Origin of the sequence: Stenotrophomonas sp. MMGLT7, from assembly GCF_021168555.1 — a bacterium.
GTDB lineage: Bacteria > Pseudomonadota > Gammaproteobacteria > Xanthomonadales > Xanthomonadaceae > MMGLT7.
Window position 1 is genome coordinate 82,914 of record NZ_JAJOZS010000002.1, and the last position, 21,422, is coordinate 104,335.

Below are 21,422 nucleotides of genomic sequence, written 5' to 3' on the forward strand. Positions count from 1 at the left end.
CTACCCGCCCCCAACCAACGGGAGACACCCCGACATGAAGAGCTGGACCAAGCCGGTGATCCGCGAGATCTGCCTGGGCGCGGAGATCAATTCCTACGCCTCCGGCGGCTTCGGACGCTGAGTCCACGCGGGCCGCCGCCGCATGCCGGCGGCGTCCCGATCGAACACTATCCAGATGCGCATCATCGTCCTGGGCGCCGCCGCCGGCGGCGGCCACCCGCAGTGGAACTGCCATACCCCCGCCAGCCAGCGCGCCTGGCAACAGCTGCCCGGCGCCGCACGCCGCACCCAGGCCAGCATCGCCGTCAGCGGCGACGACCGCCACTGGCTGCTGGTCAACGCCTCGCCCGACTTCCGCCAGCAGGTGCTCGCCACCCCGGCGCTGTGGCCCGGCGAGGGCCTGCGGCACAGCCCGATCGGTGCGGTGCTGCTGACCAGCGGCGAGATCGACCACATCGCCGGCCTGCTGTCGATGCGCGAGCGCCAGCGCTTCGATCTGTACGCCAGTGCGCGGGTGCTCGACGTGCTGGCGCAGAACCCGGTGTTCGACGCGCTCGACCCGGCCTTCGTGCAGCGCCGCGCCATCGGCCTGGAGCAGCCGCTGGAACTGTTCGGCCTGCGCGTCACGCCCTACAGCGTGCCCGGCAAGGTACCGCTGTTCATGGAAGGCCGCAGCGGCGGCGACCTGGCTGGCTCGGCCGAGGAGACGCTGGGGCTGTGCATCGACGACGGCCGCCATCGCTTCCACTACCTGCCCGGCTGCGCGGCGATGACCGACGCCCTGCGCGCGCGCCTGCGCGGTGCCGGGCTGGTGTTCTTCGACGGCACCCTGTGGCGCGACGACGAGATGCTCGCCGCCGGGGTCGGCAGCAAGACCGGCAAGCGCATGGGCCACATGAGCATCGCCGATCCCGACGGCACCCTCGCCGCCTTCGCCGGCCTGGATGTCGCCCGCAAGGTCTTCATCCACATCAACACCACCAATCCGATCCTCGACGCCAGTTCGCCCGAGTGCGCCCAGGTGCGCGGCCACGGCTGGGAAGTGGCGTACGACGGCATGGAGATTCAGCTTTGACCGACCTGCTTTCCCCCGCCCAGCTCGAGGCCGAGCTGCGCGCCATCGGCACGCGCCTGTACCACGACCAGCATCCCTACCACCGGCTGATGCGCGACGGCCGCCTGACCCGCGGCCAGATCCAGGCCTGGGCGCTGAACCGCTTCGAGTACCAGCGCAGCATCCCGCTCAAGGATGCGGCGATCATGGCGCGCATGCACGATCCGGCGCTGCGCCGGATCTGGCGCCAGCGCATCGTCGACCACGACGGCAACGGCGAGGGCGAAGGCGGCATCGCCCGCTGGCTGCACCTGACCGATGCGCTGGGCCTGGACCGCGAACTGGTCCTGTCCGGGCGCGGCCAGCTGCCGGCCACGCGCTTCGCGGTGAATGCCTACCTGCACTTCGTGAGCGAGCGCAGCCTGCTGGAGGCCATCGCCTCGTCGCTGACCGAGCTGTTCTCGCCGCAGATCATCTCCAACCGCGTCTCCGGCATGCTGCGCCACTACGACTTCGTCTCGCGCGATGCGCTGGCCTACTTCGACCACCGCCTGAGCGAGGCGCCGCGCGATTCGGACTTCGCCCTGGATTACGTCAAGCGGCACGCCGACAGCGTGGAGAAGCAGCAGCAGGTGCTGGCCGCGCTGCACTTCAAGTGCGGCGTGCTGTGGTCGCAGCTCGACGCGCTGCACCTGGCCTACGTCGCCGATCCCTCGGTCCGCTGGCCCGACGCCTTCGTCCCCGACGACGCGCGGGCCGCGGCGTGAGCACGCCCGGCTTCACCCGCCCGGCGCTGCTGCCCGGCGTGCGCCTGCACCGCGATCGCCACCGCGGGCAATGGGTCCTGCTGGCCCCGGAGCGGGTGATCGAGCTGGACGAGGTGGCCTACGCGGTGCTCTCGCGCTGCGACGGCAGCCGCACACTGGAACGCATCGTCGACGAACTGGCCGGCGAGTTCGACGCTCCCGCCGCACAGATCCGCCCGGACGTGGCCGAGCTGCTGCAACAGTTGCTCGACAAGCGGCTGCTGGCGCCATGAACGCCCCGGCGCCGCCGCCGGACGCGCCGCTTTCGATCCTGCTCGAACTCACCCATCGCTGTCCGCTGGCCTGCCCGTACTGCTCCAACCCGTTGCAGCTGGCGGGCATCGCCGAGGAACTGGATGCCGCGACCTGGAAGGACGTGATCGCCCAGGCCGCGGCGCTGGGCGTACTGCAGGTGCATTTCTCCGGCGGCGAGCCGACCCTGCGCAGGGACCTGCCCGAACTGGTCGCCCACGCCCGCGCGCAAGGCCTGTACAGCAACCTGATCACCTCCGGCGTGGCCCTCGACGAGGCCGGACTGGACCGGCTCATCGACGCCGGGCTGGACCACGTCCAGCTCAGCATGCAGGACGCGCGCGCCGAGAGCGCCGACCTGTTCTCCGGCTACCGCCGCAGCCACGAGAAGAAGCTGCGATTCGCCGGCTGGATGCGCCAGCGGCAACTGCCGCTGACGCTCAACGCCGTGGTTCATCGCCACAACATCGAACGCATCCCGGCGATGATCGAACTGGCCCTGGAGATGCAGGCGCGGCGCCTGGAAGTGGCACACACCCAGTACTACGGCTGGGGGCTGCGCAACCGTGCCGCGCTGATGCCCAGCCGCGCGCAGGTCCACACGGCCACCGCCGAGGTCGAGGCCGCGCGCGAGCGCCTGCGGGGCGTGCTGGCGATCGACTACGTCATTCCCGACTACTACGGCGACCGCCCCAAGGCGTGCATGGGCGGCTGGGGCCAGCGCTTCATCAACATCGGCCCGCGCGGCGAGGCCATGCCCTGCCATGCCGCCGACACCATTCCCGGCATGCGCTTCGACAACGTGCGCGAACGCCGGCTCGAGGACATCTGGCTGCACAGCGAGGCATTCGCGCGCTACCGCGGCACCGCTTGGATGCCCGAACCGTGCCGCAGCTGCGCGCTGAAGGAGGTGGACTGGGGCGGCTGCCGCTGCCAGGCGCTGGCGCTGGCCGGCGATGCGGGCGCCACCGACCCGGTCTGCAGCCGCTCGCCGGCGCATGCGCGCATCCAGGCGCTGGCCGAGGCCGAGGCCGCCGCGCCCGCACCGGCGTTCCTCTACCGCCGTCCCGGCCGGGCCGCGAGCGCCTGACGGGGCCAAGGAGCGTGGGCGGCAGAAACGTTCGAGGCGAAGCGCTTCACCACGGCGAAGCTGGGTCGAAGTTCGCTGTGCGAGGCAGGTCTTGCGGCGATTCGCCGGCCTGTAGCCGCGCTACGGGCCGAGAAGCGGCACGAAGGCGGACCGCATCGGCGGGCTCGCAACCCGGACGGCTTCTGCCGCCCACGCTCTAGCTTGCCTGCGCCCGCAGCGCCGCCACCCGCTGCGCCAGCTTCTTGGCCGAGATGCCGGACTTGAAGCCCAGTTCCTGCGCGAACAGCGACACCCGCAGTTCCTCCAGGTCCCAGCGCAGCGCCTGCCACTGCGGGCGCTGCTGCAGCCCCTGGGCGGCGGCCTCCTCCAGCGCTTCGATGAACGGCCGCAGCTCCAGCATCCGCGCCTGGTCGCGCGGCGGGTCGCGCTTGGCACGCTCGGCGCGCAGGATCATCGCCTTGAGATAGCGCGGGAACTGCGACAGCGCCTCGGCCGGGGTCTCGCGCAGGAAGCCCGGATGCACCAGCGCCGCCAGCTGCGCCAGCATGTCGTCGAGGTTGCCGCGCGCCCAGCCCATCAGCGGGGCGTCCAGCGCCGGCTTCACCTCTGCCACGCCGGCCATGATCTTCTCGGCCAGCTGCAGCCGCGCCATCGCCTCGCCGAACAGCGCCTTGCCGGCGGCCTCGCGGCGCTGCTCGAACGCGGCGCGCTCGCGGATGCCGTCCAGACCCTCGGCCAGCACCGCGTTGAGCGCGGCGTCGACCAGGTCGCCGCGCAGGCGTTCCTGCGATTCGATCGCCGCGTACAGCAGCCCGGTCTTGGGCGACACCGGCAACTGCTTGCGCGCCTGCTTGATGCGGTCGGCCAGTGCGATCTCCAGCAGCCGGCGCACACCGCGCGGATGCGCCTCGGCCGCCTCGGTGCGGTCGGCGAAGATGCGCAACGCGGCGGTATCGCCCCCGCTTTCGGACGCGGTATCCACCAGCGCCGGATACGCCGGCACGCCGGCCTCGCCCGGTACCTGCGCGGGGATGGCCGCGGCGGGGAAGTCGCGCAGCCCCTCGGCCGCCAGTTCGCGCCCGGCGCGCACCGCGAATGCCTGCCCGGCGCGCTCGCCGAAGCGCTCGCGCAGCGCATCGAGGTCGCGCGATTCGGCCAGCACCTTGCCCTGCCCGTCGCGCAGGCGCAGGTTCATGCGCAGGTGCGGCTCGAGCGCGGCCTCGTCGAAGTCGGTGGCCGCCACCTGCGCGCCGGTGGCGCGCGACAGGAACCGCGCCAGCTCGCCGCGGATGTCGTCGGCCCCGGGCTGCGCGAACGCCTCGAAGAACGCGCGGCCGAAGTCCGGCGCCGGCACGTAGTTGCGCCGCTGCGCCTTGGGCAGCGTGCGGATCAGCTCGGACGCCTTCTCGGCGACGAAGCCCGGCGCCAGCCACGACAGCCGCGCCGGGTCCAGCGCGCCGAGCAGGTGCAGCGGCACCTCCAGCGTCACCCCGTCGTCGTCCGCACCCGGCTCGAAACGGTAGTGCAGCGCCAGCCGCGCATCGCCCAGCGGCAGGTACTTGGGATAGCGGTCGGCCCCGCTGCCCTCGCCGGGCAGCAGGTCGGCCAACGACCAGCGCAGCACGCGGCGCTTGTCCTCGGCCAGCGTCTTCCACCATGCGTCCAGCCCGGCTGACGAATGGATCTGCGGCGGGATCCGGTCCAGGTACCAGCGCGCCTGCCAGTCCTCGTCGGCGACGATGCCGGCGCGGCGCAGCTTGGCCTCCTCCTCGCGCGCCTGCTCCAGCACCTTGAGGTTGTCGGCGAGGAAACCGGCGCGGGTGTCGATCTCGCCGGTGACCAGCGCCTGCCGCACGAAGATGTCGTGCGCACCGGCCGGGTCGATGGCGCCGTAGCGCACCGGCTTCTTCGGCGCCAGCACCAGGCCGAACAGGCTGATCTGCTCGGACGCGACCACCTGCCCCTGCGCGCGCGACCAATGCGGGTCGAAGTGCTTGCGCGCCAGCAGGTGCGGCAGCTCGGCGATGGCCCAGTCCGGCTCGATCGCGGCCAGGGTCAGGCCCCAGACCTTCTGCGTGTCCAGCAGCGTGGCGGCGAGCACCCACGGCGGCGGTTTCTTCGCCAGTGCCGAGCCGGGAAACGGCAGGAAGCGGCGCTGCCGCGGGGCCTGGAAATCGCCCTTGTCGGTGCGGTGGCCGAGTTGCGTCGGCAGGCCGGCGATCAGCGCTCGATGCAGCGCCTGGTAGGCGGCGGCACGCACGCGCTCGCCGATGCGCGGGGATTGCTCGGAATCGGCTTCGCCTTCGCGGACGGCGGCTCGACCATTGCCAGTGGCAATCGAGCCACCGACCGGCTTGTCGCCATTTCCCGGAGCAAGCGAACCCGTCTTTCCCTCCCGCGCCAGCCGCGCGGCGCGGTGCAACTGGCCGCGGGTCAGCCGCGCCTTGGCCTCGCCAGCGGCCGGCTGTGCCGGTGCAGCGGCCAGCAGCGGCTCCAGCGACGCCGCCTGCGCCTCCTCGCTCCAGCCCAGTTCCTCGCACAGCAGCCGCAGCTGGCGGTGCAGCTCGCGCCACTCGCGCATGCGCAGGAAGCCGAGGAAATTCCGCCCGCACCAGTCGCGCAGCTTCGATTGGGTCAGGTCCTCGTGCGCCTGGCGGTAGCCGTCCCACAGGCGCAGGATGCCGACGAACTCCGAGCGCGCGTCGGCGAACCTGGCATGGGCGTTGTCGGCCGCCTCGCGCGCCTCCGGCGGCCGTTCGCGCGGGTCCTGGATGCCCAGGAACGAGGCGATCACCAGCATCGGCCGCAGGCAGCCGTGCTGCTGCGCCGCCACCAGCATCCGCGCCAGCTTCACGTCCACCGGCAGCCGCGCCATGCGCCGGCCGGTCTCGGTGAGCTTGCGCAGGCCGTGGCGGTCCGGCTCGCCGACCGCGCCCAGCTCCACCAGTTGCTGCCAGCCGTCGGCCACCGCGCGCTCGTCCGGCGGCTCGATGAAGGGGAAATCCTCGATCCGGCCCAACCCGAGCTGCAGCATGCGCAGGATCACCCCGGCCAGCGACGAGCGCCGGATCTCGGGGTCGGTGAACTCCGGGCGCGCCTGGAAATCGGCCTCCGCGTACAGCCGGTAGCACACGCCCTCGGCGATGCGCCCGCAACGGCCCTTGCGCTGGTTGGCGCTGGCCTGGCTGATCGGCTCGATATGCAGCCGGTCCAGCTTCTGCCGCGGACTGTAGCGCTTGACCCGGGCGTAGCCGGGATCGACCACGTAGCGGATGCGCGGCACCGTCAGCGAGGTCTCGGCGACATTGGTCGCCAGCACGATGCGCCGCTGCGGCCCCGGGTTGAACACCCGGTCCTGGTCCTTGGCCGACATCCGCGCGTACAGCGGCAGCACCTCGGTGGCGCGGTACTTGCGTCGCTCCAGCGCGAGGTGGGCATCGCGGATCTCGCGCTCGCCCGGCAGGAACACCAGCACGTCGCCGCGTGCGTCCTCGCGGGTGATCTCGTCCACCGCGGCGACGATGGCGTCGTTGACAGTGAGGCCGGGATTGGGGATTCGGGATTGGGGATTGGCAGAAGCGCGAGCAGCCGAACGCTCGCCGCGCCCCGCCGTTTCGAATCCCGAATCCCGAATCTCCGATCCCGGCTCTTCCAGCGGCCGGTAGCGCACCTCCACCGGCCAGGTGCGGCCTTCCACGTCGATCACCGGCGCGCCGTCGAAATGGCGGGCGAAGCGCTCGGTGTCGATGGTGGCCGAGGTCACGATCAGCTTCAGGTCGGAGCGCTTGCGCAGCAGCTGCTTGAGGTAGCCCAGCAGGAAGTCGATGTTCAGGCTGCGCTCGTGCGCCTCGTCGACGATGATCGTGTCGTAGCGCGACAGCCAGCGGTCGCTGGCGATCTCGGCCAGCAGGATGCCGTCGGTCATGAACTTGATGCGGCTGTCCTCGCCGACCTTGTCGGTGAAGCGCACCTGGTAGCCGACCACGCTGCCCAGCGGCGAATGCAGCTCCTCGGCCACCCGCGCGGCCACCGCGCGCGCGGCGATGCGGCGCGGCTGGGTGCAGCCGATCATCCCGGCGGTGCCGCGGCCGGCCGCCAGGCACAGCTTGGGCAGCTGCGTGGTCTTGCCCGAGCCGGTCTCGCCGGCGATCACCACCACCTGGTGGTCGCGGATCAGCGCGGCGATGCGCTCGGCCTCGCGCGCGATCGGCAGCGACTCGTCCAGCGTGATCGCCGGCTGGCTCTGCAACCGCGCCTGGCGCTGCCGCACGGACGCCTGCAGCGCCCCGGCGAAGGCTGCGCTCGATTGGGCATTGCCCGGCTGGGCCCGCCAGCGCGACCATAGGCCGATCAGGCGGCCGCGATCGCGGCTCATCGCGCCGTCGATCGCCTGCCGTTGTTCACGCAGTTTCGCGTCTTGATCCACTTCAATAGACGACATCAATCATTAGACCGTAAAAATTGAACTTCAATACACCGTATATCGCGTCTATTGTGGACGCCTGATCTTCACTACGAGAGGAACCCGCGATGGCCAAGCGCAAGACCACCAGCAAGAAGACCACCACCCCGGCCAAGGATCTGGCCGCCGCCCTGTCCGCACCCAACATCGATATCGGGATCAAGACCGCCGATCGCAAGAAGATCGCCGAGGGCCTGTCGCACTACCTGGCCGACGCCTTCACCCTGTATCTGAAGACCCACAACTTCCACTGGAACGTGACCGGCTCGATGTTCAACTCGCTGCACACCATGTTCGAGGAGCAGTACACCGAGCAGTGGGGCGCGCTGGACGACGTCGCCGAGCGCATCCGCGCCCTGGGCTTCAATGCGCCGGGCTCGTACCAGGAATTCATCACGCTGACCTCGATTCCCGAGGAGCCCGGCCTGAGCGACAGCGCGGACTGGCGCGAGATGGTACGCCAACTGGTGGCCGGCAACGAAGCGGTATGCCGCACCGCGCGCAGCGTGCTCGACACCGCCGACGATGCCGACGACGCCCCCACCGAGGACCTGATGACCCAGCGCCTGCAGACCCACGAGAAGTACGCCTGGATGCTGCGCTCGCTGTTGCAGTAAACCCTCCGGGCTTCGCCCCTGCGGGGTCTACCCAAGGTTGCGCCTGCGGCGCAACCTTGGGCCCCTGCTCACTCGCCTGCCACAACCCCGCGCCTGTCGGCGCGCCCCCTTGATCCAAGGGGGCTCTTCGTCTGAAACATCATGGCGGCCCCTATCCAGGGCCGCCGTTCAGACCTTCCAGTTCTGCAGCCTCGCAAAGTGGAAGCCTTTTTCAGGATCCAATGGCCGGCTCTGGCCACCCAGGCACTCTCAGTCGTCGCATGCCGGCCAAATCCATCCGACTCTAGATCGGCCATCGAGGATGTCCCACCCCCGCATTCGCTGTTCCCCTATGGCGCGCCACTGCCATGACGGACGGGAACGCGTCGACGGCGCGGTATCCTAGGCCGATGCATTCCCCCGCTCATGAACTGCTGAAGCGCGTCTTCGGCTACGACGACTTCCGCGGCCCGCAGCAGGACATCGTCGAGCACGTCGCCGCGGGCAACGACGCCCTGGTGCTGATGCCCACCGGCGGCGGCAAGTCGCTGTGCTACCAGGTGCCATCGCTGCTGCGCGAAGGCACCGGCATCGTCGTCTCGCCGCTGATCGCGCTGATGCAGGACCAGGTCGAGGCGCTGCGCCAGCTCGGCGTGCGTGCCGAGTTCCTCAACTCCAGCCTCGACGGCGAGACCGCGATGCGGGTCGAGCGCGAGCTGCTGGCGGGCGAGCTGGAACTGCTCTACGTCGCCCCCGAGCGGCTGCTGACACCGCGCTTCCTGTCGCTGCTGGACCGCAGCCGCATCGCCCTGTTCGCCATCGACGAGGCCCACTGCGTCTCGCAATGGGGCCACGACTTCCGTCCCGAGTACCGCCAGCTGACGGTGCTGCAGGAACGCTGGCCGCAGGTGCCGCGCATCGCCCTGACCGCCACCGCCGACCCGCCCACCCAGCGCGAGATCGCCGAACGCCTCGGCCTGGCCCAGGCGCGCCACTTCGTCAGCTCCTTCGACCGCCCCAACATCCGCTACACCGTGGTGCAGAAGGACAACGGCCGCCGCCAGCTGCTGGATTTCCTGTCGCGCCACCGCGGCGAGGCCGGCATCGTCTACGCCATGTCGCGGCGCAAGGTCGAGGAGACCGCCGAACAGCTCGCCGCGCAGGGCTTCAACGCCCTGCCCTACCACGCCGGCCTGCCGGCGCAGGTGCGCGCCGACAACCAGCGCCGCTTCCTGCGCGAGGACGGCATCGTGATGGTGGCCACGATCGCCTTCGGCATGGGCATCGACAAGCCGGACGTGCGCTTCGTCGCCCACGTCGACCTGCCCAAGTCGCTGGAGGGCTACTACCAGGAGACCGGACGCGCCGGCCGCGATGGCGAGCCGGCCGAGGCCTGGCTGTGCTACGGCCTGGGCGACGTGGTGCTGCTCAAGCAGATGATCGAGCAGGGCGAGGCCGGCGAGGAACGCAAGCGCCTGGAGCGCGGCAAGCTCGACCACCTGCTCGGCTACTGCGAGTCGATGCAGTGCCGCCGCCAGGTGCTGCTGGCCGGCTTCGGCGAGACCTACCCCCGGCCCTGCGGCAACTGCGACAACTGCCTCACCCCGGCCGCGTCCTGGGATGCCACGGTAGCTGCGCAGAAGGCCATGAGCTGCGTCTACCGCAGCGGCCAGCGCTTCGGCGTCAGCCACCTGATCGACATCCTGCGCGGCAGCGACAGCGAGAAGATCCGCCAGTTCGGCCACGACAAGCTCAGCACCTACGGCATCGGCACCGACCTGGATGCCCGCACCTGGCGCAGCGTGTTCCGCCAGCTGGTCGCCAGCGGGCTGCTTCAGGTCGATGCGGAGGCCTACGGCGGACTGCGCCTGACCGACGGCAGCCGCGAGGTGCTCAAGGGCCAGCGCCAGGTCATGATGCGCAAGGAAAGCCCGCGCAGCCGCGAGCGCGAGCGCGGCGGCCAGCGCAGCGGGCTGTCGGTGCAGCCGCAGGACCTGGAGCTGTTCAATGCGCTGCGCGAACTGCGCGCAGGCCTGGCGCGCGAGCAGAACGTGCCGGCCTTCGTCATCTTCCACGACAGCACGCTGCGCAACATCGCCGAGCAGCGGCCGGCCAGCATCGACCAGCTGGCGCGGGTCGGCGGCATCGGCGGCAGCAAACTGGCCCGCTACGGCGAGCAACTGGTGCAGATCGTGCGCGAGCAGGGCTGACTATGTTGCAATCCATGTCGGCCGCGTCAGAAAAATCCGGGAAAACGACAGCGCGCATTCAATCAGGCATTGCTAGCTTGAGCCCCATGAACCGGCATGCAACGTCTCCGAGGAGCCATCCGATGAATCCCCGTCTTCTGCTGCTGTCCTTGTTGCTCGGCGCCGGCGCCGCCTCGGCGCAGTCCACGGACGCGGCGGCGCAGCCCTCGGCCACGGAAGCCAGCGCCGCCGCGCTGGACCTGAGCGTGCCGCAGGCGCCGATCCAGTACCGGTCCGACCCCACCTACAGCCAGGATCCGCCGGGCACGTTCTACGGCGACAAGAGCGGCAAGGTCGCCTCGGCCGAAGCGGCGCAACCGTCGATCACCGCCGAGGACGTGTGCCAGGGCAAGCTCCACGGCAGCGTCACCACCGGCATCGGCTATTCCAAGCGCGGCGGCAACAGCAACTGGCAGGGCGCGAACCTGAATTCGTGCAAGACCTACTACGACGACGACGGCAAGCCGCACCAGATCGGCATCAGCATCAGCGTCGGCCGCAGCGACGGCCCGGGCTTCTACGGGCCTGGTCCCGGCTGGGGCGGCCATCCGCCGTTCGGCTGGTAGGTACGGGCTATCCGGAAAGCAGCTATCCAGAAAGCATGAAGTGAGCCTCTTGCCTGGTGACCGGTGCAGCCCAAACCAGACCTCCCGCAAGGCAATCAAACAGCAGAAGCCCCGCTACAGCGGGGCTTCTTTACGTTAACCTTGCGGCAATACGGATCAACCAACAGCAGCGACCCTGTCGCCATCGTCGCAACTGTTGAGTTCGGACACCAGATTGTCACGCGCCATCGAGCGGAACTCCGCGTGGGCAAAGCGAAGCAGCACGCGACGGATCATGGGCTGGTAGCCAATGCCTTCCTTTTGGGCGATCAGCTTTAGATCGTCTATCAGCTTCCTCGGCAACCGGATAGAGATCAGTTGGAGGGCGAGAGCTTCATCCACTTCCTGCTCCAACTCGGCCGGCGCCGGCACCGCATGTTCGGCGGACAGTCCGAGAGTTCCCTCGTCCCATGCAGCCTCGTTGGTGTCCTTGACGTCAGCGGTAATCATCATTTCACCTCTTTCATAAGGCGCTCGTAGAGCGCGTCGGAGCCGTCCTCAGGATCGTAGGCCGACTTGATAGCGAAGAATTCCGGGTGGCGGACGAAGATGACCTTCAGCATCCTCCCTTGATCTGTCTCTGAGACGAACCAGTAGGTCGGCGGGTTGGTCTGATGGTCATGGCGGCTGTCAGTGAAGAACTTGCCCCATCTATTGGCGAAACACTCTGCCACTTCCTGTTGTGTGACGCGGTGCTGATCCCTGAGCTTTGTCAGGATCCTGGGCGAGATCTTCAGTTCCATCTGTATTTCCGTCCTGAGCCAGCATTGTATATACACCACAACTGTATATACAACAGGAGGAAAGTCGCGGATTTAACCCTTGTTCTCGTGTCTACCCAGGAGCGGCCGGCAGAAATGCTTGAGGCTTAGCATTAACAGCAGACAAGCGGACCCAAATTCGCCCTGCGGGGCCAGATCGCGGCGATTCGCCGGCCTGCAGCAGCTACAGGCCAGAGATCCATGGCGGGCTCAGAAATCGAAGATTTCACCCAGGAGCGACTTCTTGCGCTTCTTCCGGTAACCGTCGTGGTAGTGGTCACCCTGCTTGTACGGGCGATGGTCCTCGTACAGACGCTCCGGGACCGGCGGCGGCGATGCGGCGGCTGCCGGCCTGGGCGCCGCAGCCGATCCCTGGTCGGTCCGCTCGATGATCCGGTCGAGCTCGCCGCGGTCCAGCCAGACTCCGCGGCACTTCGGGCAATAGTCGATCTCGATGCCCTGGCGATCGGCCATGGACAGGTTCACGTCTTTACAGGCGGGACACAGCATGCAGCACTCCTTGGTGGTTCCATTATCAGAGCCACGGCCGGATACGCACAGAAGACAACAGGCATACCCTCGCCGCAGCAGCGGCGAAGGTCTTGCTCGCGGGCGATCAAACCGCCCGCTGCTGCACCGGGGACAGGCCCGTAATGACGGCGACAGCACAAGGGAGCTACTCCCCTTCGAGCCAGCAGGCTAGCACGTGCATGGGCTGCCAGTCGCTGAACCGCTGGACCGCTATTGCGAGGGCCGAACCTCTTACTGGCCGTCGGGACGCCTGTCGCGGTAGTCGTCGCGGTTTCCGCCAGGCCCCCGGTCGTCGCGGTCGTGCTGCCCCCGATGGTCACGCCCACCGTCGCGTCCGCCGTCACGCGGAGGCGGCAGGCAGGCAGTCATGCAAAGGGCTATCACGGTTGCCATCAGCGCGGTACGAATCTTCATGCCAAGCTCCTCAGTAGCAGGAACATCGACTATAGCGCCCGCCTGGCTGAGCGAAGCTTGACCGCGTCCCAGATGGCACAAGCCCCGCGCGGCGGCGGGGCTTTCGTCCACGGCCGCCCCGATTCGGGTCGCGCCGGTGGTTATTGGTGGGCCGTGATGGACTCGAACCATCGACCAAAAGATTAAAAGTCTTCTGCTCTACCAACTGAGCTAACGGCCCACAAGCTAAAGACCCGGCTGCGATGCCGGGCCGATCATTCTAACCCAGCAGCCCGGCAAGGAGAAATCACGCGTAGCGTGTCGGGTCGGGCACGCCGGCGGCGGCGAATCCGGCCGCGCGCAGTTGGCAGGCGTCGCAGTGACCGCAGGCGCGGCCCTGCTCGTCGGCGCTGTAGCACGAGACCGTCAGCGAGAAATCCACGCCCAGGCGCACGCCTTCGCCGGCGATGTCGGCCTTGCTCAGGTACTGCAGTGGCGCGTGCACGCGCAGCCCCGCCCCTTCCACGCCGGCCTTGGTGGCCAGGTTGGCCAGCCGCTCGAATGCGGCGACGAACTCCGGCCGGCAGTCCGGGTAGCCGGAATAGTCCACCGCGTTGACGCCGCAGAAGATGTCGTTGGCGCCCAGCACCTCGGCCCAGCCCAGCGCCACCGACAGCATGATGGTGTTGCGCGCCGGAACGTACGTGGCCGGGATGCCGCCGCCGCCGGCTTCGGGAACCGCGATCTCGTCCGAGGTCAGGGCCGAGCCGCCGATGCTGCGCAGGTCCACGTTCACCACCTTGTGCTCGGCCGCACCCAGCGCGCGCGCAACGCGCTCGGCCGCATCCAGCTCGGAGGTGTGGCGCTGGCCGTAGCGCACGCTCAGCGCATGCACCGCGAAGCCCTGCTCGCGGGCCATGGCGACGACGACGGCGGAATCCATGCCACCGGACAGGAGGACGACTGCTTTTTTCATGGGAATGGAGATTCGGGATTCGAGATTCGGGATTCGTCAGAAGCTACGGCATCGCGGCGGGCCTTGCTTTCCAGGCTGGAAGCTCAAGATCGTGCGGGGACTCCGGGGCGGGGACGCTTCTGCGAATCCCCAATCCCCAATCCCCCAATCCCGGCCCCTCAGTCATCGTCCCGGCTCATCGTTCCACAGCAGCTTGTGCAGCTGCATCTGGAAACGTACCGGCAGGCGGTCCTGGACGATCCAGTCCGCCAGCTCACGCGGCGACACCTCGCTCTTGCTCGGCGAGAACCACACCGTGCAGCGTTCGGCCAGCCCTTGCGCCTGCACCAGCTCGCGCGCCCACTCGTAGTCCTGCCGTCCGCACAGGACGAACTTGATCTGGTCGCGCGCAGTCAGCAGCGGCAGGTTCTCCCAGCGGTTGCGATGCACCTCGCCCGAGCCCGGCGTCTTGATGTCCACCACCCGCGAGACCCGCGGATCGACAGCGGACACGTCCAGCGCACCGGAGGTCTCCAGCGACACGTCGAGGCCGGCATCGCACAGCTGCCGCAGCAGCAGCAGGCAGCGCTTCTGCGCCAGCGGCTCGCCGCCGGTCACGCAGACGTGGCGCACGCCATGGCCCAGCACCTCGGCCACGATATCGTCGATGTCGTGCCACTGCCCGCCGTGGAAGGCGTATTCGGTATCGCAGTAGCGGCAGCGCAGCGGGCAGCCGGTCAGGCGCACGAACACGGTCGGCCAGCCCGCGGTCTCGGCCTCGCCCTGCAGGGACAGGAAGATCTCGGTGATCTTCAGCCGCGGCAGCGGCGACTGGACGATTTCACTGGGGACGGCAGCGGTGCTCATGCGGGAAGTATGCGCCCCGCATCCAAGGCGGTCCGGCGCGGAAGATCAGTGCAGCTGGCCGATCTTGATCGCCTGCAGGCGATCCTGGGCGGTGCGTGCGGCATCGCTGTTCGGATACTGGCTGATGACCTGCTGCAGGGTCTGCTCGGCCTGGGCGGCATCGCCTTCGCCGTACTGCGACAGGCCCAGCTTCAACAGGCCGCCGGCGGCCTTGTCGTGGGTCGGGTAGCGGGCCAGGAGGTCGCGGAACTGCGCTTCGGCCAGCTGGAAGTTGCGGGTGGCGTAATAGCTCTCGCCCAGCCAGTACAGGGCGTTGGGCGCATAGGCGCCCTCGGGATAGAGCTGCAGGAAACTCTGGAACAGGCGCGCCGAATCGTCGTAGTTGCCCTTCTTCAGGGCATCGAAGGCGACGTTATAGGCGGTACGCTCGTCGGCGGCGACGGCCAGGGTGCCGGCATCGCCATGTACGGAAGGCGGCCGCTCGGCAGAGGCGGCCGCGTTCGTGGATTTCGGGGGGGCCGCCGCTGCGGGAGCGGAGCCATCGGCAGGTGGCAAGGCTGGCATCTGCCCGCCCTCGAGCCGGTTCAGGCGCCCGTCCAGATCGAGATACTGGTCGCGGCCCTGCTGCTTGAGTTGCTCGTTCTGGTGCTGCAGCTCCTCGATCGTCCCCTGCAGGGACTGGACCTGGTTGCGCAGCTGCTGGATCTGGCCGAGCAGTTCCATGTTGGCCTGCGTGTTGTTGGCCTGGGCTTCCAGCGCGGCCACGCGGTCGGCCAGGCTCTGGCGTTGCGCGTATGCCGGTGCGGCGGCCACGAGGGCCGCCGCAACGAACATCGATGTCAATCGAAAGCGCATCGATTACTGCGCCGTGTAGACGATCTCGGCGCGACGGTTCTGCGACCAGCAGCTTTCGCTGGACTCGGTGCAGACCGGACGCTCCTCACCGTAGCTGACCACGGTCAGCTGGCTGGCCGAACCACCGTTGGCCTGCAGCGCGGACGACACGGCATTGCCGCGACGCTCGCCCAGGGCCTGGTTGTACGCACGGCTGCCGCGCTCGTCGGTGTTGCCCTGCAGGGTGATGCGCGAGGACGGACGGTCACGCAGGTACTTGGCGTGGCAGGCCACGATCGCCTGGAACTCCGGCTTCACGGAATCCTGGTCGAAATCGAAGTAGACCACGCGCTGGCGCAGGCAGGCGTCGGTGTCCAGATCGCCCGGACCGTACAGGCCGGAAGTGGTGGGGGCGGTCGGAGCCGTGGTGGCAGGGGTATCGGTAGCCGGCGGAGGAGTTTCCTTCACCTTCTTCGAGCAACCAGCCAGAACGGCGACAGACATCAGGGAAACAAGCAAGACTCGGGTGGACTTGTTCATGGCGATACCTTTGTGGCTCCTAGGCCAATGGTGGGTGTGACGCATCGAAATATTAACATTAATTAACGCGCAGTCCGGTAGGGGGACCAGGCCGGTTCTCTCACATCGCCATCGGCCAGTACGAGGCGCTGGCGCACGCGTCCGTCGGCGGACACGGCGTACAGCACGCCACGGCCGCCTTCGCGGGCCGCGTACAGGATCATGCTGGCATTCGGGGCGAAGCTGGGGGATTCGTCGAGCGAGCCGGTGGACAGCGTGCTCCAGCGCGGAGAACCGAGGCTGCTGTCCATCATCGCGATCTTATAGCTGTTGCCGGAGCCCTGCGCGACGGCGATCTTCTTGCCGTCGTAGGACACGGTGGCCTTGGCGTTGTAGTTGCCCTGGAAGGTCACGCGGTTGGCGCTGCCGCCGCCGGCCGACACCTGGTAGATCTGCGGGCGGCCGCCGCGATCGGAGGTGAAGTAGATCGAGGAACCGTCCGGGCTCCACACCGGCTCGGTGTCGATGCCGAAGTGGTTGGTGATCTGGCTCAGCTGCTTGCTGCCCAGGTCCATCACGTACAGCTCGGGATTGCCGCTGCGCGAGAGCGCCATCGCCAGCTTGCGGCCGTCGGGCGAGAACGCCGGGGCGCTGTTGATGCCGCGGAAGCTGGCGACCAGCTCGCGCGCGCCGGTGGAGATGTCCTGCACGTAGATCGAGGAGTTGCCGCGCTCGAAGCTCACGTAGGCCAGCTTCTTGCCGTCCGGGCTCCAGTTCGGCGACAGCAACGGCTCGGCGGAGCGGACGATGGTCTGCGGGTTGTAGCCGTCCGAATCGGCCACCATCAGCGCATAGCGCATGTTGCCGCCGCTGCCGCTGGCGGTGACGTAGGCGATGCGGGTCCAGAACGCGCCGCGCACGCCGGTGATCTTTTCGTAGATGGCATCGGCCATCTGGTGGGCGACGTCGCGCATCGCGCTGGAGCGGGCGGTCATCGCCAGGCCCAGCAGGCGCTCGCCCTTGGCCACGTCGAACAGTTCGTACTCGACGCGGTAGGCGCCCTCGCCGGCATCGAGCACGCGGCCGACGACCAGGTAGTCCTGCTTGAGCGCGCGCCAGGTCGGGTACTGGACCTCGCTGCCACGGGTCGGGCGCTCGACGATCTGCGCCTCGGGCAGGCTGCGGAACTGGCCGGAGCGGTCCAGGTCGGCGCGCACCACCGACGCCACGTCGGTCGCCGGCGGCGAACCCGAGCCCTGGTAGGGCATCGGCACGACGGTGATCGGCGTGGCGGAGGCGTTGCCGCCGACGATGTCGATTTCCAGCCCCTGCTGCTGTGCCAGCGCGGCAAAGGGCAGCAACAGGGCGGCAAGTACGGCTAGCCAGCGTGGTTTCTTCATGGGTGGCCTGGTGACTCGAATGGGAAGGTGCGGCAAGGGATAGCAACCGGCAGGTGAATATTTTCGCAATCGTGAACGAAGGCAGCGTGAAATAAATCCCAACGGAGGTTTTCTACCGGGAAATCGGCTGTCTCAGCGATCCTGCGCGGTGAAGTGGAAGGTCAGATTGCGCTGGAACACCGATTCGAAGCCCCGGTACGGCAGCGGCTGGGCCCGCAGTACCGCCGCCTCGATGGAGCGCCGGCCCGCCTCGTCGTACGGGCAGTTGGGCGAGACGGTGGCATCGACCACCTGCCCGCCCGGGAGCTGGCGGATGTTGATGGTGCAGCGCTGGCCCAGCGGCACCGAGTCGGGCCGCACCCATTGCCCCAGTACCGCCTGCTGGATCGCCGCGGCGTACTTGGCCGACAGGTCGGTGCTGGTGCCGCCCTGCCCCGGCGAGGCCTGCGCCGCCGAGCCGCTGCCGGCGGCCGCGGCCGCCGCGGCCGAGGCCTGGCTGGCGCGCGCATCGGCCAGCTGGCGCAGCTTCTGCTCGGCCAGGCGCGCGTCGCGCTCGGCCTGCTCGCGCCGCTTGCGGATGTCGGCCAGCTTCTTCTCGCGCTCGGCCTGCTCGGCCGCCTGCGCCTTCTGTTCGGCGATCTTCTTCTGCTCTTCTTCCTGCTGCCTGGCCAGACGCTGCTTCTGCTCGGCCTCCTCCTGCCGCTTGCGCTCGGTCAGGTCGATCTGTTCCTGGCGGCGCTTGGCCTCCTGCTCCTGGCGGGCCTTCTCCTGGGAAAGCGCCATGGCGCTGACGCGCTCCTGCTCGACGGTATCGGGCTGGGCCACGCGCTCCTGGGCCTGCGCCTGCCGCGGCGTGGGTGCGTCCTGCGGGTTCGGCTCGGGGATCGGCTGCGGCGGCGGCACGGTGTCCTCGGGAGCCGGCTCGGGCAGCGGCTCCGGTTCCGGCGCGGCGACCGGCTCGGCCGCTTCCGGGGTCTGGCTCAGGGCGCGGCGCGCGGCGCGCGCCTCCGACGCCGACACGTCCATGCTGGCCTCGATGGTCGGATCGCCGGCGGCCGGCTCGACATGCCGCTGCGGCGACCACAGCCAGGCGCCGACGAACACCGCCAGCACCAGCAGGTGCACCAGCAGGGCCAGGGCGAACGGCCGGCCCCAGCCCTCGTCCTGGCGCAGTTGCAGCGGCAGCGCGTCAGCGTGCATTGCCACCTGCGTCGGAAATCAGGCCGACCTTCTCGACCTTGGCCGCCTTCAGCGCGTCCAGCGCGTCCATCACCTTCTGGTACGGCACCTGGCGGTCGGCGGCGACGATGACGCGGGCGTCCTTGTCCTGGGTCACGATGGCCGCCAGGCGCTGCTCGAGCTGGTCGCGGTCCATCGCCTGCGGCGACTTGGCATCGGGCAGCTTGAGCGCAAGCAGGCCGTCGGCGCTCACCGTCACCACGATCGGATCCTGCCGGCTTTCCAGCGCCTTGGCGCGGGAGTTGGGCAGCTCCACGTCGATGCTCAGGGTCAGCAGCGGCGCGGTGACCATGAAGATGATCAGCAGCACCAGCATCACGTCGATGTACGGCACGACGTTGATCTCGGACTTGAGCTTGCGGCGCTTGCGATGGGAAATGGTGGAGATCATCACACGAGCTTCCTGTTGGATTCCCGCACATGGATGTGCGGGCTCTTGCGAAGGATTCGCATCAATCCTCGCCGCCGCTCTGGCGCTGCAGGATCGAGCTGAACTCGTCAGCGAAGGTCTCGTAGCGCATCGCCAGGCGTTCGACCCGGTTGGTGAAGCGGTTGAACGCCCAGGTCGCCGGGATCGCCACGAACAGGCCGATGGCGGTGGCGAACAGCGCCTCGGAGATGCCCGGCGCCACCGAGGCGATGCCGGCCTGCTCGCCGCTGCTGACCATGTCGTGCATGGTCACCATGATGCCGAACACGGTGCCGACCAGGCCCACGTACGGGGCGTTGGAACCGATGTTGGCCAGCAGCTCGATGTTGCGCTCAAGCTGCCCCACCTCGCGGTTGTAGGTGGCGCGCATGGCGCGCTGGGCGCCCTCGAGCTGGGCGTCGGCATCGACGCGGCGGCGGTCGCGCAGCCGGGTGAACTCGCGGAAGCCGGCCTCGAAGATGGCCTCCAGCCCGGTCACCACGCGGTTGCGGTCGGCCGCGGCGGCGTAGAGCTTGCCCAGGTCGGCGCCGGACCAGAAGCGGTTCTCGAACTCGTCGGCCTCGCGGTTGGCCTGCTTGAACACCCGCGCCTTGCGGAAAATGATCACCCAGCTGATGAACGAGCCGACCAGCAGCAGCAGCACGATCAGCTTGACCGGCAGGCTGGCGCGCACGATCAGGTCCAGGTAGTTGATGCCGCCATGGGAAACGGCCGTGCTCGCGGTCTGCGCGGCGGCGCTGGTGACTTCCTGCGGCAGCGCTTCCACCACCGTGTCCTGCAGGGCCAGGAGCATTGCGATCATCCGTTGGTTTCCTCAGTAATCGGAATCGGTTGTTTCAAGGGCTTGGAGCTTGTCGTGCAACGCGTCGTCCATGGCGCGCGGCCGGAAATTGTGCGCCGAAAGCGCCGCCACTTTCACCTCGGCGGCAAGCAGCAGTTCACCTTCGCGGCGCACCGACTGGGCGAACACCAGGCTGGCACGCTTGCACCGCGCAAGCGCGACGGTCACGTCCAGGGCATCGTCCAGCCGCGCCGGCTTGAGGAAATCCAGGCGCATCGAACGCACCGCGAATACCAGGTCGTGCTCCAGGCGCATGCGCTCCTGGCCGTACCCCAGCGACCGCATCCACTCGGTGCGCGCACGCTCCATGAAGGCCACGTAGCGCGCGTGGTAGACCACGCCGCCAGCGTCGGTATCTTCCCAGTAGACGCGTGTCGGCCAACTGAATAGGCGGGGTTGCGGGTTGGGGGTTGGGGATTGGGTCGTCAATGGCATGGCAGCGGCATCAGAACAGGCTCTCCGAATCCCCGATCCCCAATCCCGATTCCCGCACCCTGGGCGTCAACCCCAGGTGCAGGTAGGCCTTGCGGGTGGCCATGCGTCCGCGCGCGGTGCGTATCAGGAAGCCCTGCTGGATCAGGAAGGGCTCGACCACGTCCTCGAGCGTGCCGCGCTCCTCAGACAGCGAGGCGGCCAGCGACTCGACCCCGACCGGGCCGCCGTCGAAATGGTCGACGATGGTGCGCAGCATGCGCCGGTCGAGTTCGTCGAAGCCCTCCGGATCGACCTTGAGCATCTGCATGGCCGCCTGCGCCACCGCGCTGTCGATGTGGCCGCCGGCCCTGACCTGGGCGTAGTCGCGCACCCGCCGCAGCAGCCGGTTGGCGATGCGCGGGGTGCCGCGCGCACGGCGGGCGATCTCGCCGGCGCCGTCGCCGCTGCAGTCGATGCCCAGGATCGTCGCCGAGCGGCGCACGATCCGGGTCAGTTCCTCGGGCGAGTAGAACTCCAGCCGCTGGACGATGCCGAAACGGTCGCGCAGCGGCGCGGTCAGCAGGCCGGCGCGGGTGGTGGCGCCAATCAGGGTGAACGGCGGCAGGTCGATCTTGATCGAGCGCGCGGCCGGGCCCTCGCCGATCATGATGTCGATCTGGAAGTCCTCCATGGCCGGGTACAGGACCTCCTCGACCACCGGCGACAGGCGGTGGATCTCGTCCACGAACAGCACGTCGTGCGGCTGCAGGTTGGTCAGCAGCGCCGCCAGGTCGCCGGCCTTCTCGATCACCGGGCCGGAGGTGACGCGCAGGTTCACCCCCAGCTCGTTGGCGATGACGTGGCTGAGGGTGGTCTTGCCCAGTCCGGGCGGGCCGAAGATCAGCACGTGGTCGAGCGCGTCGCCGCGGGCCTTGGCGGCCTCGATGTAGATCGACAACTGCTCGCGCACCGGCTGCTGGCCGAGGTAGTCGTCCAGCCGCTTGGGCCGGATGCTGGCCTCGACGGCTTCGTCCTCGCGGGTGACAGTGCTGCCGATGATCCGTTCGCTGGTCATGCGTGGTATGGGGTGGAAGGCCGCAAAAGGCTAGCAGGATCGAGCCTGG

At 68.8% G+C, this 21,422-nt stretch carries 23 protein-coding genes and 1 tRNA gene; 8 read left to right on the top strand and 16 right to left on the bottom strand.

All coding sequences use genetic code 11. The features are described from left to right. Positions 1-34 precede the first annotated feature (34 nt). The 5 genes from pqqA to pqqE are packed head-to-tail and all read left to right on the top strand — an operon-like array spanning position 35 to position 3,202. Positions 35-121, top strand: coding sequence for a pyrroloquinoline quinone precursor peptide PqqA (pqqA, locus tag LRX76_RS03115; RefSeq protein WP_231802615.1), 87 nt, complete (start codon positions 35-37; stop codon positions 119-121). A gap of 54 nt (positions 122-175) precedes the next feature. Then, entirely contained in the window at positions 176-1,075 is a 900-nt protein-coding gene (gene pqqB / locus LRX76_RS03120) for a pyrroloquinoline quinone biosynthesis protein PqqB (RefSeq protein ID WP_231802002.1), read from the top strand. Further along, positions 1,072-1,821: a pyrroloquinoline-quinone synthase PqqC gene (pqqC, locus tag LRX76_RS03125; RefSeq protein ID WP_231802004.1), complete on the top strand. Its 750-nt coding sequence runs from the start codon at positions 1,072-1,074 to the stop codon at positions 1,819-1,821. Before pqqB ends, pqqC begins: the two co-directional genes overlap by 4 nt. Next, on the top strand, positions 1,818-2,093 hold the full coding sequence (gene pqqD / locus LRX76_RS03130) for a pyrroloquinoline quinone biosynthesis peptide chaperone PqqD (protein WP_231802006.1): 276 nt from the start codon (positions 1,818-1,820) through the stop codon (positions 2,091-2,093). Before pqqC ends, pqqD begins: the two co-directional genes overlap by 4 nt. Next, positions 2,090-3,202, top strand: coding sequence for a pyrroloquinoline quinone biosynthesis protein PqqE (pqqE, locus tag LRX76_RS03135; protein ID WP_231802008.1), 1,113 nt, complete (start codon positions 2,090-2,092; stop codon positions 3,200-3,202). Before pqqD ends, pqqE begins: the two co-directional genes overlap by 4 nt. Positions 3,203-3,398: 196 nt before the next feature. Here pqqE and hrpA read toward each other — a convergent pair whose 3' ends face one another. Further along, positions 3,399-7,643, bottom strand: coding sequence for an ATP-dependent RNA helicase HrpA (gene hrpA, locus LRX76_RS03140; RefSeq protein WP_231802010.1), 4,245 nt, complete (start codon positions 7,641-7,643; stop codon positions 3,399-3,401). 89 nt (positions 7,644-7,732) lie between these two features. Here hrpA and LRX76_RS03145 point away from each other — a divergent pair, with 89 nt between their 5' ends. The 3 genes from LRX76_RS03145 (at position 7,733) to LRX76_RS03155 (ending at position 11,075) form a co-directional block, all read left to right on the top strand. Next, positions 7,733-8,281 carry a Dps family protein gene (locus tag LRX76_RS03145; RefSeq protein ID WP_231802012.1) on the top strand — a complete coding sequence of 183 codons (549 nt, stop codon included), beginning with the start codon at positions 7,733-7,735 and terminating at the stop codon, positions 8,279-8,281. A 389-nt stretch (positions 8,282-8,670) separates the two neighbouring features. Continuing rightward, positions 8,671-10,470, top strand: coding sequence for a DNA helicase RecQ (gene recQ, locus LRX76_RS03150; RefSeq protein ID WP_231802014.1), 1,800 nt, complete (start codon positions 8,671-8,673; stop codon positions 10,468-10,470). A gap of 122 nt (positions 10,471-10,592) precedes the next feature. Beyond that, positions 10,593-11,075 carry a hypothetical protein gene (locus tag LRX76_RS03155; RefSeq protein WP_231802016.1) on the top strand — a complete coding sequence of 161 codons (483 nt, stop codon included), beginning with the start codon at positions 10,593-10,595 and terminating at the stop codon, positions 11,073-11,075. Between the two features lie 156 nt (positions 11,076-11,231). Here the strand turns inward: LRX76_RS03155 and LRX76_RS03160 are convergent, their stop codons facing one another. From LRX76_RS03160 to ruvB, 15 genes are all read right to left on the bottom strand, one after another. After that, complete coding sequence (locus LRX76_RS03160) at positions 11,232-11,564, bottom strand: BrnA antitoxin family protein (RefSeq protein ID WP_231802018.1); 333 nt, start codon at positions 11,562-11,564, stop codon at positions 11,232-11,234. After that, complete coding sequence (locus LRX76_RS03165; RefSeq protein ID WP_231802020.1) at positions 11,564-11,857, bottom strand: DUF4258 domain-containing protein; 294 nt, start codon at positions 11,855-11,857, stop codon at positions 11,564-11,566. Before LRX76_RS03165 ends, LRX76_RS03160 begins: the two co-directional genes overlap by 1 nt. A 228-nt stretch (positions 11,858-12,085) precedes the next feature. After that, positions 12,086-12,385, bottom strand: coding sequence for a zf-TFIIB domain-containing protein (locus LRX76_RS03170; RefSeq protein WP_231802022.1), 300 nt, complete (start codon positions 12,383-12,385; stop codon positions 12,086-12,088). A gap of 252 nt (positions 12,386-12,637) precedes the next feature. Next, entirely contained in the window at positions 12,638-12,820 is a 183-nt protein-coding gene (locus LRX76_RS03175; RefSeq protein WP_231802024.1) for a hypothetical protein, read from the bottom strand. A 144-nt stretch (positions 12,821-12,964) separates the two neighbouring features. Beyond that, positions 12,965-13,040 (bottom strand) — tRNA-Lys (locus tag LRX76_RS03180). Positions 13,041-13,106: 66 nt separating this feature from the next. Further along, complete coding sequence (gene queC / locus LRX76_RS03185; protein WP_231802026.1) at positions 13,107-13,775, bottom strand: 7-cyano-7-deazaguanine synthase QueC; 669 nt, start codon at positions 13,773-13,775, stop codon at positions 13,107-13,109. A gap of 162 nt (positions 13,776-13,937) precedes the next feature. Beyond that, positions 13,938-14,621: a 7-carboxy-7-deazaguanine synthase QueE gene (gene queE, locus LRX76_RS03190; protein WP_231802028.1), complete on the bottom strand. Its 684-nt coding sequence runs from the start codon at positions 14,619-14,621 to the stop codon at positions 13,938-13,940. A gap of 45 nt (positions 14,622-14,666) precedes the next feature. Next, positions 14,667-15,476: a tol-pal system protein YbgF gene (gene ybgF, locus LRX76_RS03195; protein WP_231802030.1), complete on the bottom strand. Its 810-nt coding sequence runs from the start codon at positions 15,474-15,476 to the stop codon at positions 14,667-14,669. Between the two features lie 3 nt (positions 15,477-15,479). Further along, the gene (gene pal, locus LRX76_RS03200; RefSeq protein WP_231802034.1) at positions 15,480-15,995 is read right to left on the bottom strand and encodes a peptidoglycan-associated lipoprotein Pal; all 516 of its coding nucleotides are present in this window, start codon (positions 15,993-15,995) and stop codon (positions 15,480-15,482) included. A gap of 62 nt (positions 15,996-16,057) precedes the next feature. Further along, positions 16,058-17,374 (bottom strand): Tol-Pal system beta propeller repeat protein TolB, encoded by a 1,317-nt coding sequence (gene tolB / locus LRX76_RS03205; protein ID WP_231802036.1) that lies wholly within the window; start codon positions 17,372-17,374, stop codon positions 16,058-16,060. 132 nt (positions 17,375-17,506) lie between these two features. Next, positions 17,507-18,574 carry a cell envelope integrity protein TolA gene (gene tolA / locus LRX76_RS03210; protein ID WP_231802038.1) on the bottom strand — a complete coding sequence of 356 codons (1,068 nt, stop codon included), beginning with the start codon at positions 18,572-18,574 and terminating at the stop codon, positions 17,507-17,509. Then, the gene (gene tolR, locus LRX76_RS03215; RefSeq protein WP_231802040.1) at positions 18,564-19,004 is read right to left on the bottom strand and encodes a protein TolR; all 441 of its coding nucleotides are present in this window, start codon (positions 19,002-19,004) and stop codon (positions 18,564-18,566) included. The genes tolA and tolR overlap by 11 nt, the downstream gene beginning before the upstream one ends. A 61-nt stretch (positions 19,005-19,065) precedes the next feature. After that, complete coding sequence (gene tolQ / locus LRX76_RS03220) at positions 19,066-19,845, bottom strand: protein TolQ (protein ID WP_231802042.1); 780 nt, start codon at positions 19,843-19,845, stop codon at positions 19,066-19,068. A 12-nt stretch (positions 19,846-19,857) separates the two neighbouring features. After that, complete coding sequence (ybgC, locus tag LRX76_RS03225; protein ID WP_331716751.1) at positions 19,858-20,313, bottom strand: tol-pal system-associated acyl-CoA thioesterase; 456 nt, start codon at positions 20,311-20,313, stop codon at positions 19,858-19,860. A gap of 16 nt (positions 20,314-20,329) precedes the next feature. After that, complete coding sequence (ruvB, locus tag LRX76_RS03230; protein ID WP_231802046.1) at positions 20,330-21,373, bottom strand: Holliday junction branch migration DNA helicase RuvB; 1,044 nt, start codon at positions 21,371-21,373, stop codon at positions 20,330-20,332. Between the last annotated feature and the right edge of the window lie 49 nt (positions 21,374-21,422).

What these genes read in the sequence shown, in the direction of transcription:
- pqqA (WP_231802615.1), top strand. Translation starts at nt 35, where the DNA reads ATGAAGAGCTGGACCAAGCCGGTGATCCGCGAGATCTGCCTGGGCGCG.
- pqqB (WP_231802002.1), top strand. Translation starts at nt 176, where the DNA reads ATGCGCATCATCGTCCTGGGCGCCGCCGCCGGCGGCGGCCACCCGCAG.
- pqqE (WP_231802008.1), top strand. Translation starts at nt 2,090, where the DNA reads ATGAACGCCCCGGCGCCGCCGCCGGACGCGCCGCTTTCGATCCTGCTC.
- hrpA (WP_231802010.1), bottom strand. Translation starts at nt 7,643, where the DNA reads ATGTCGTCTATTGAAGTGGATCAAGACGCGAAACTGCGTGAACAACGG.
- LRX76_RS03145 (WP_231802012.1), top strand. Translation starts at nt 7,733, where the DNA reads ATGGCCAAGCGCAAGACCACCAGCAAGAAGACCACCACCCCGGCCAAG.
- recQ (WP_231802014.1), top strand. Translation starts at nt 8,671, where the DNA reads ATGCATTCCCCCGCTCATGAACTGCTGAAGCGCGTCTTCGGCTACGAC.
- LRX76_RS03155 (WP_231802016.1), top strand. Translation starts at nt 10,593, where the DNA reads ATGAATCCCCGTCTTCTGCTGCTGTCCTTGTTGCTCGGCGCCGGCGCC.
- LRX76_RS03160 (WP_231802018.1), bottom strand. Translation starts at nt 11,564, where the DNA reads ATGATTACCGCTGACGTCAAGGACACCAACGAGGCTGCATGGGACGAG.
- LRX76_RS03165 (WP_231802020.1), bottom strand. Translation starts at nt 11,857, where the DNA reads ATGGAACTGAAGATCTCGCCCAGGATCCTGACAAAGCTCAGGGATCAG.
- LRX76_RS03170 (WP_231802022.1), bottom strand. Translation starts at nt 12,385, where the DNA reads ATGCTGTGTCCCGCCTGTAAAGACGTGAACCTGTCCATGGCCGATCGC.
- LRX76_RS03175 (WP_231802024.1), bottom strand. Translation starts at nt 12,820, where the DNA reads ATGAAGATTCGTACCGCGCTGATGGCAACCGTGATAGCCCTTTGCATG.
- queC (WP_231802026.1), bottom strand. Translation starts at nt 13,775, where the DNA reads ATGAAAAAAGCAGTCGTCCTCCTGTCCGGTGGCATGGATTCCGCCGTC.
- queE (WP_231802028.1), bottom strand. Translation starts at nt 14,621, where the DNA reads ATGAGCACCGCTGCCGTCCCCAGTGAAATCGTCCAGTCGCCGCTGCCG.
- ybgF (WP_231802030.1), bottom strand. Translation starts at nt 15,476, where the DNA reads ATGCGCTTTCGATTGACATCGATGTTCGTTGCGGCGGCCCTCGTGGCC.
- pal (WP_231802034.1), bottom strand. Translation starts at nt 15,995, where the DNA reads ATGAACAAGTCCACCCGAGTCTTGCTTGTTTCCCTGATGTCTGTCGCC.
- tolB (WP_231802036.1), bottom strand. Translation starts at nt 17,374, where the DNA reads ATGAAGAAACCACGCTGGCTAGCCGTACTTGCCGCCCTGTTGCTGCCC.
- tolA (WP_231802038.1), bottom strand. Translation starts at nt 18,574, where the DNA reads ATGCACGCTGACGCGCTGCCGCTGCAACTGCGCCAGGACGAGGGCTGG.
- tolR (WP_231802040.1), bottom strand. Translation starts at nt 19,004, where the DNA reads ATGATCTCCACCATTTCCCATCGCAAGCGCCGCAAGCTCAAGTCCGAG.
- tolQ (WP_231802042.1), bottom strand. Translation starts at nt 19,845, where the DNA reads ATGATCGCAATGCTCCTGGCCCTGCAGGACACGGTGGTGGAAGCGCTG.
- ruvB (WP_231802046.1), bottom strand. Translation starts at nt 21,373, where the DNA reads ATGACCAGCGAACGGATCATCGGCAGCACTGTCACCCGCGAGGACGAA.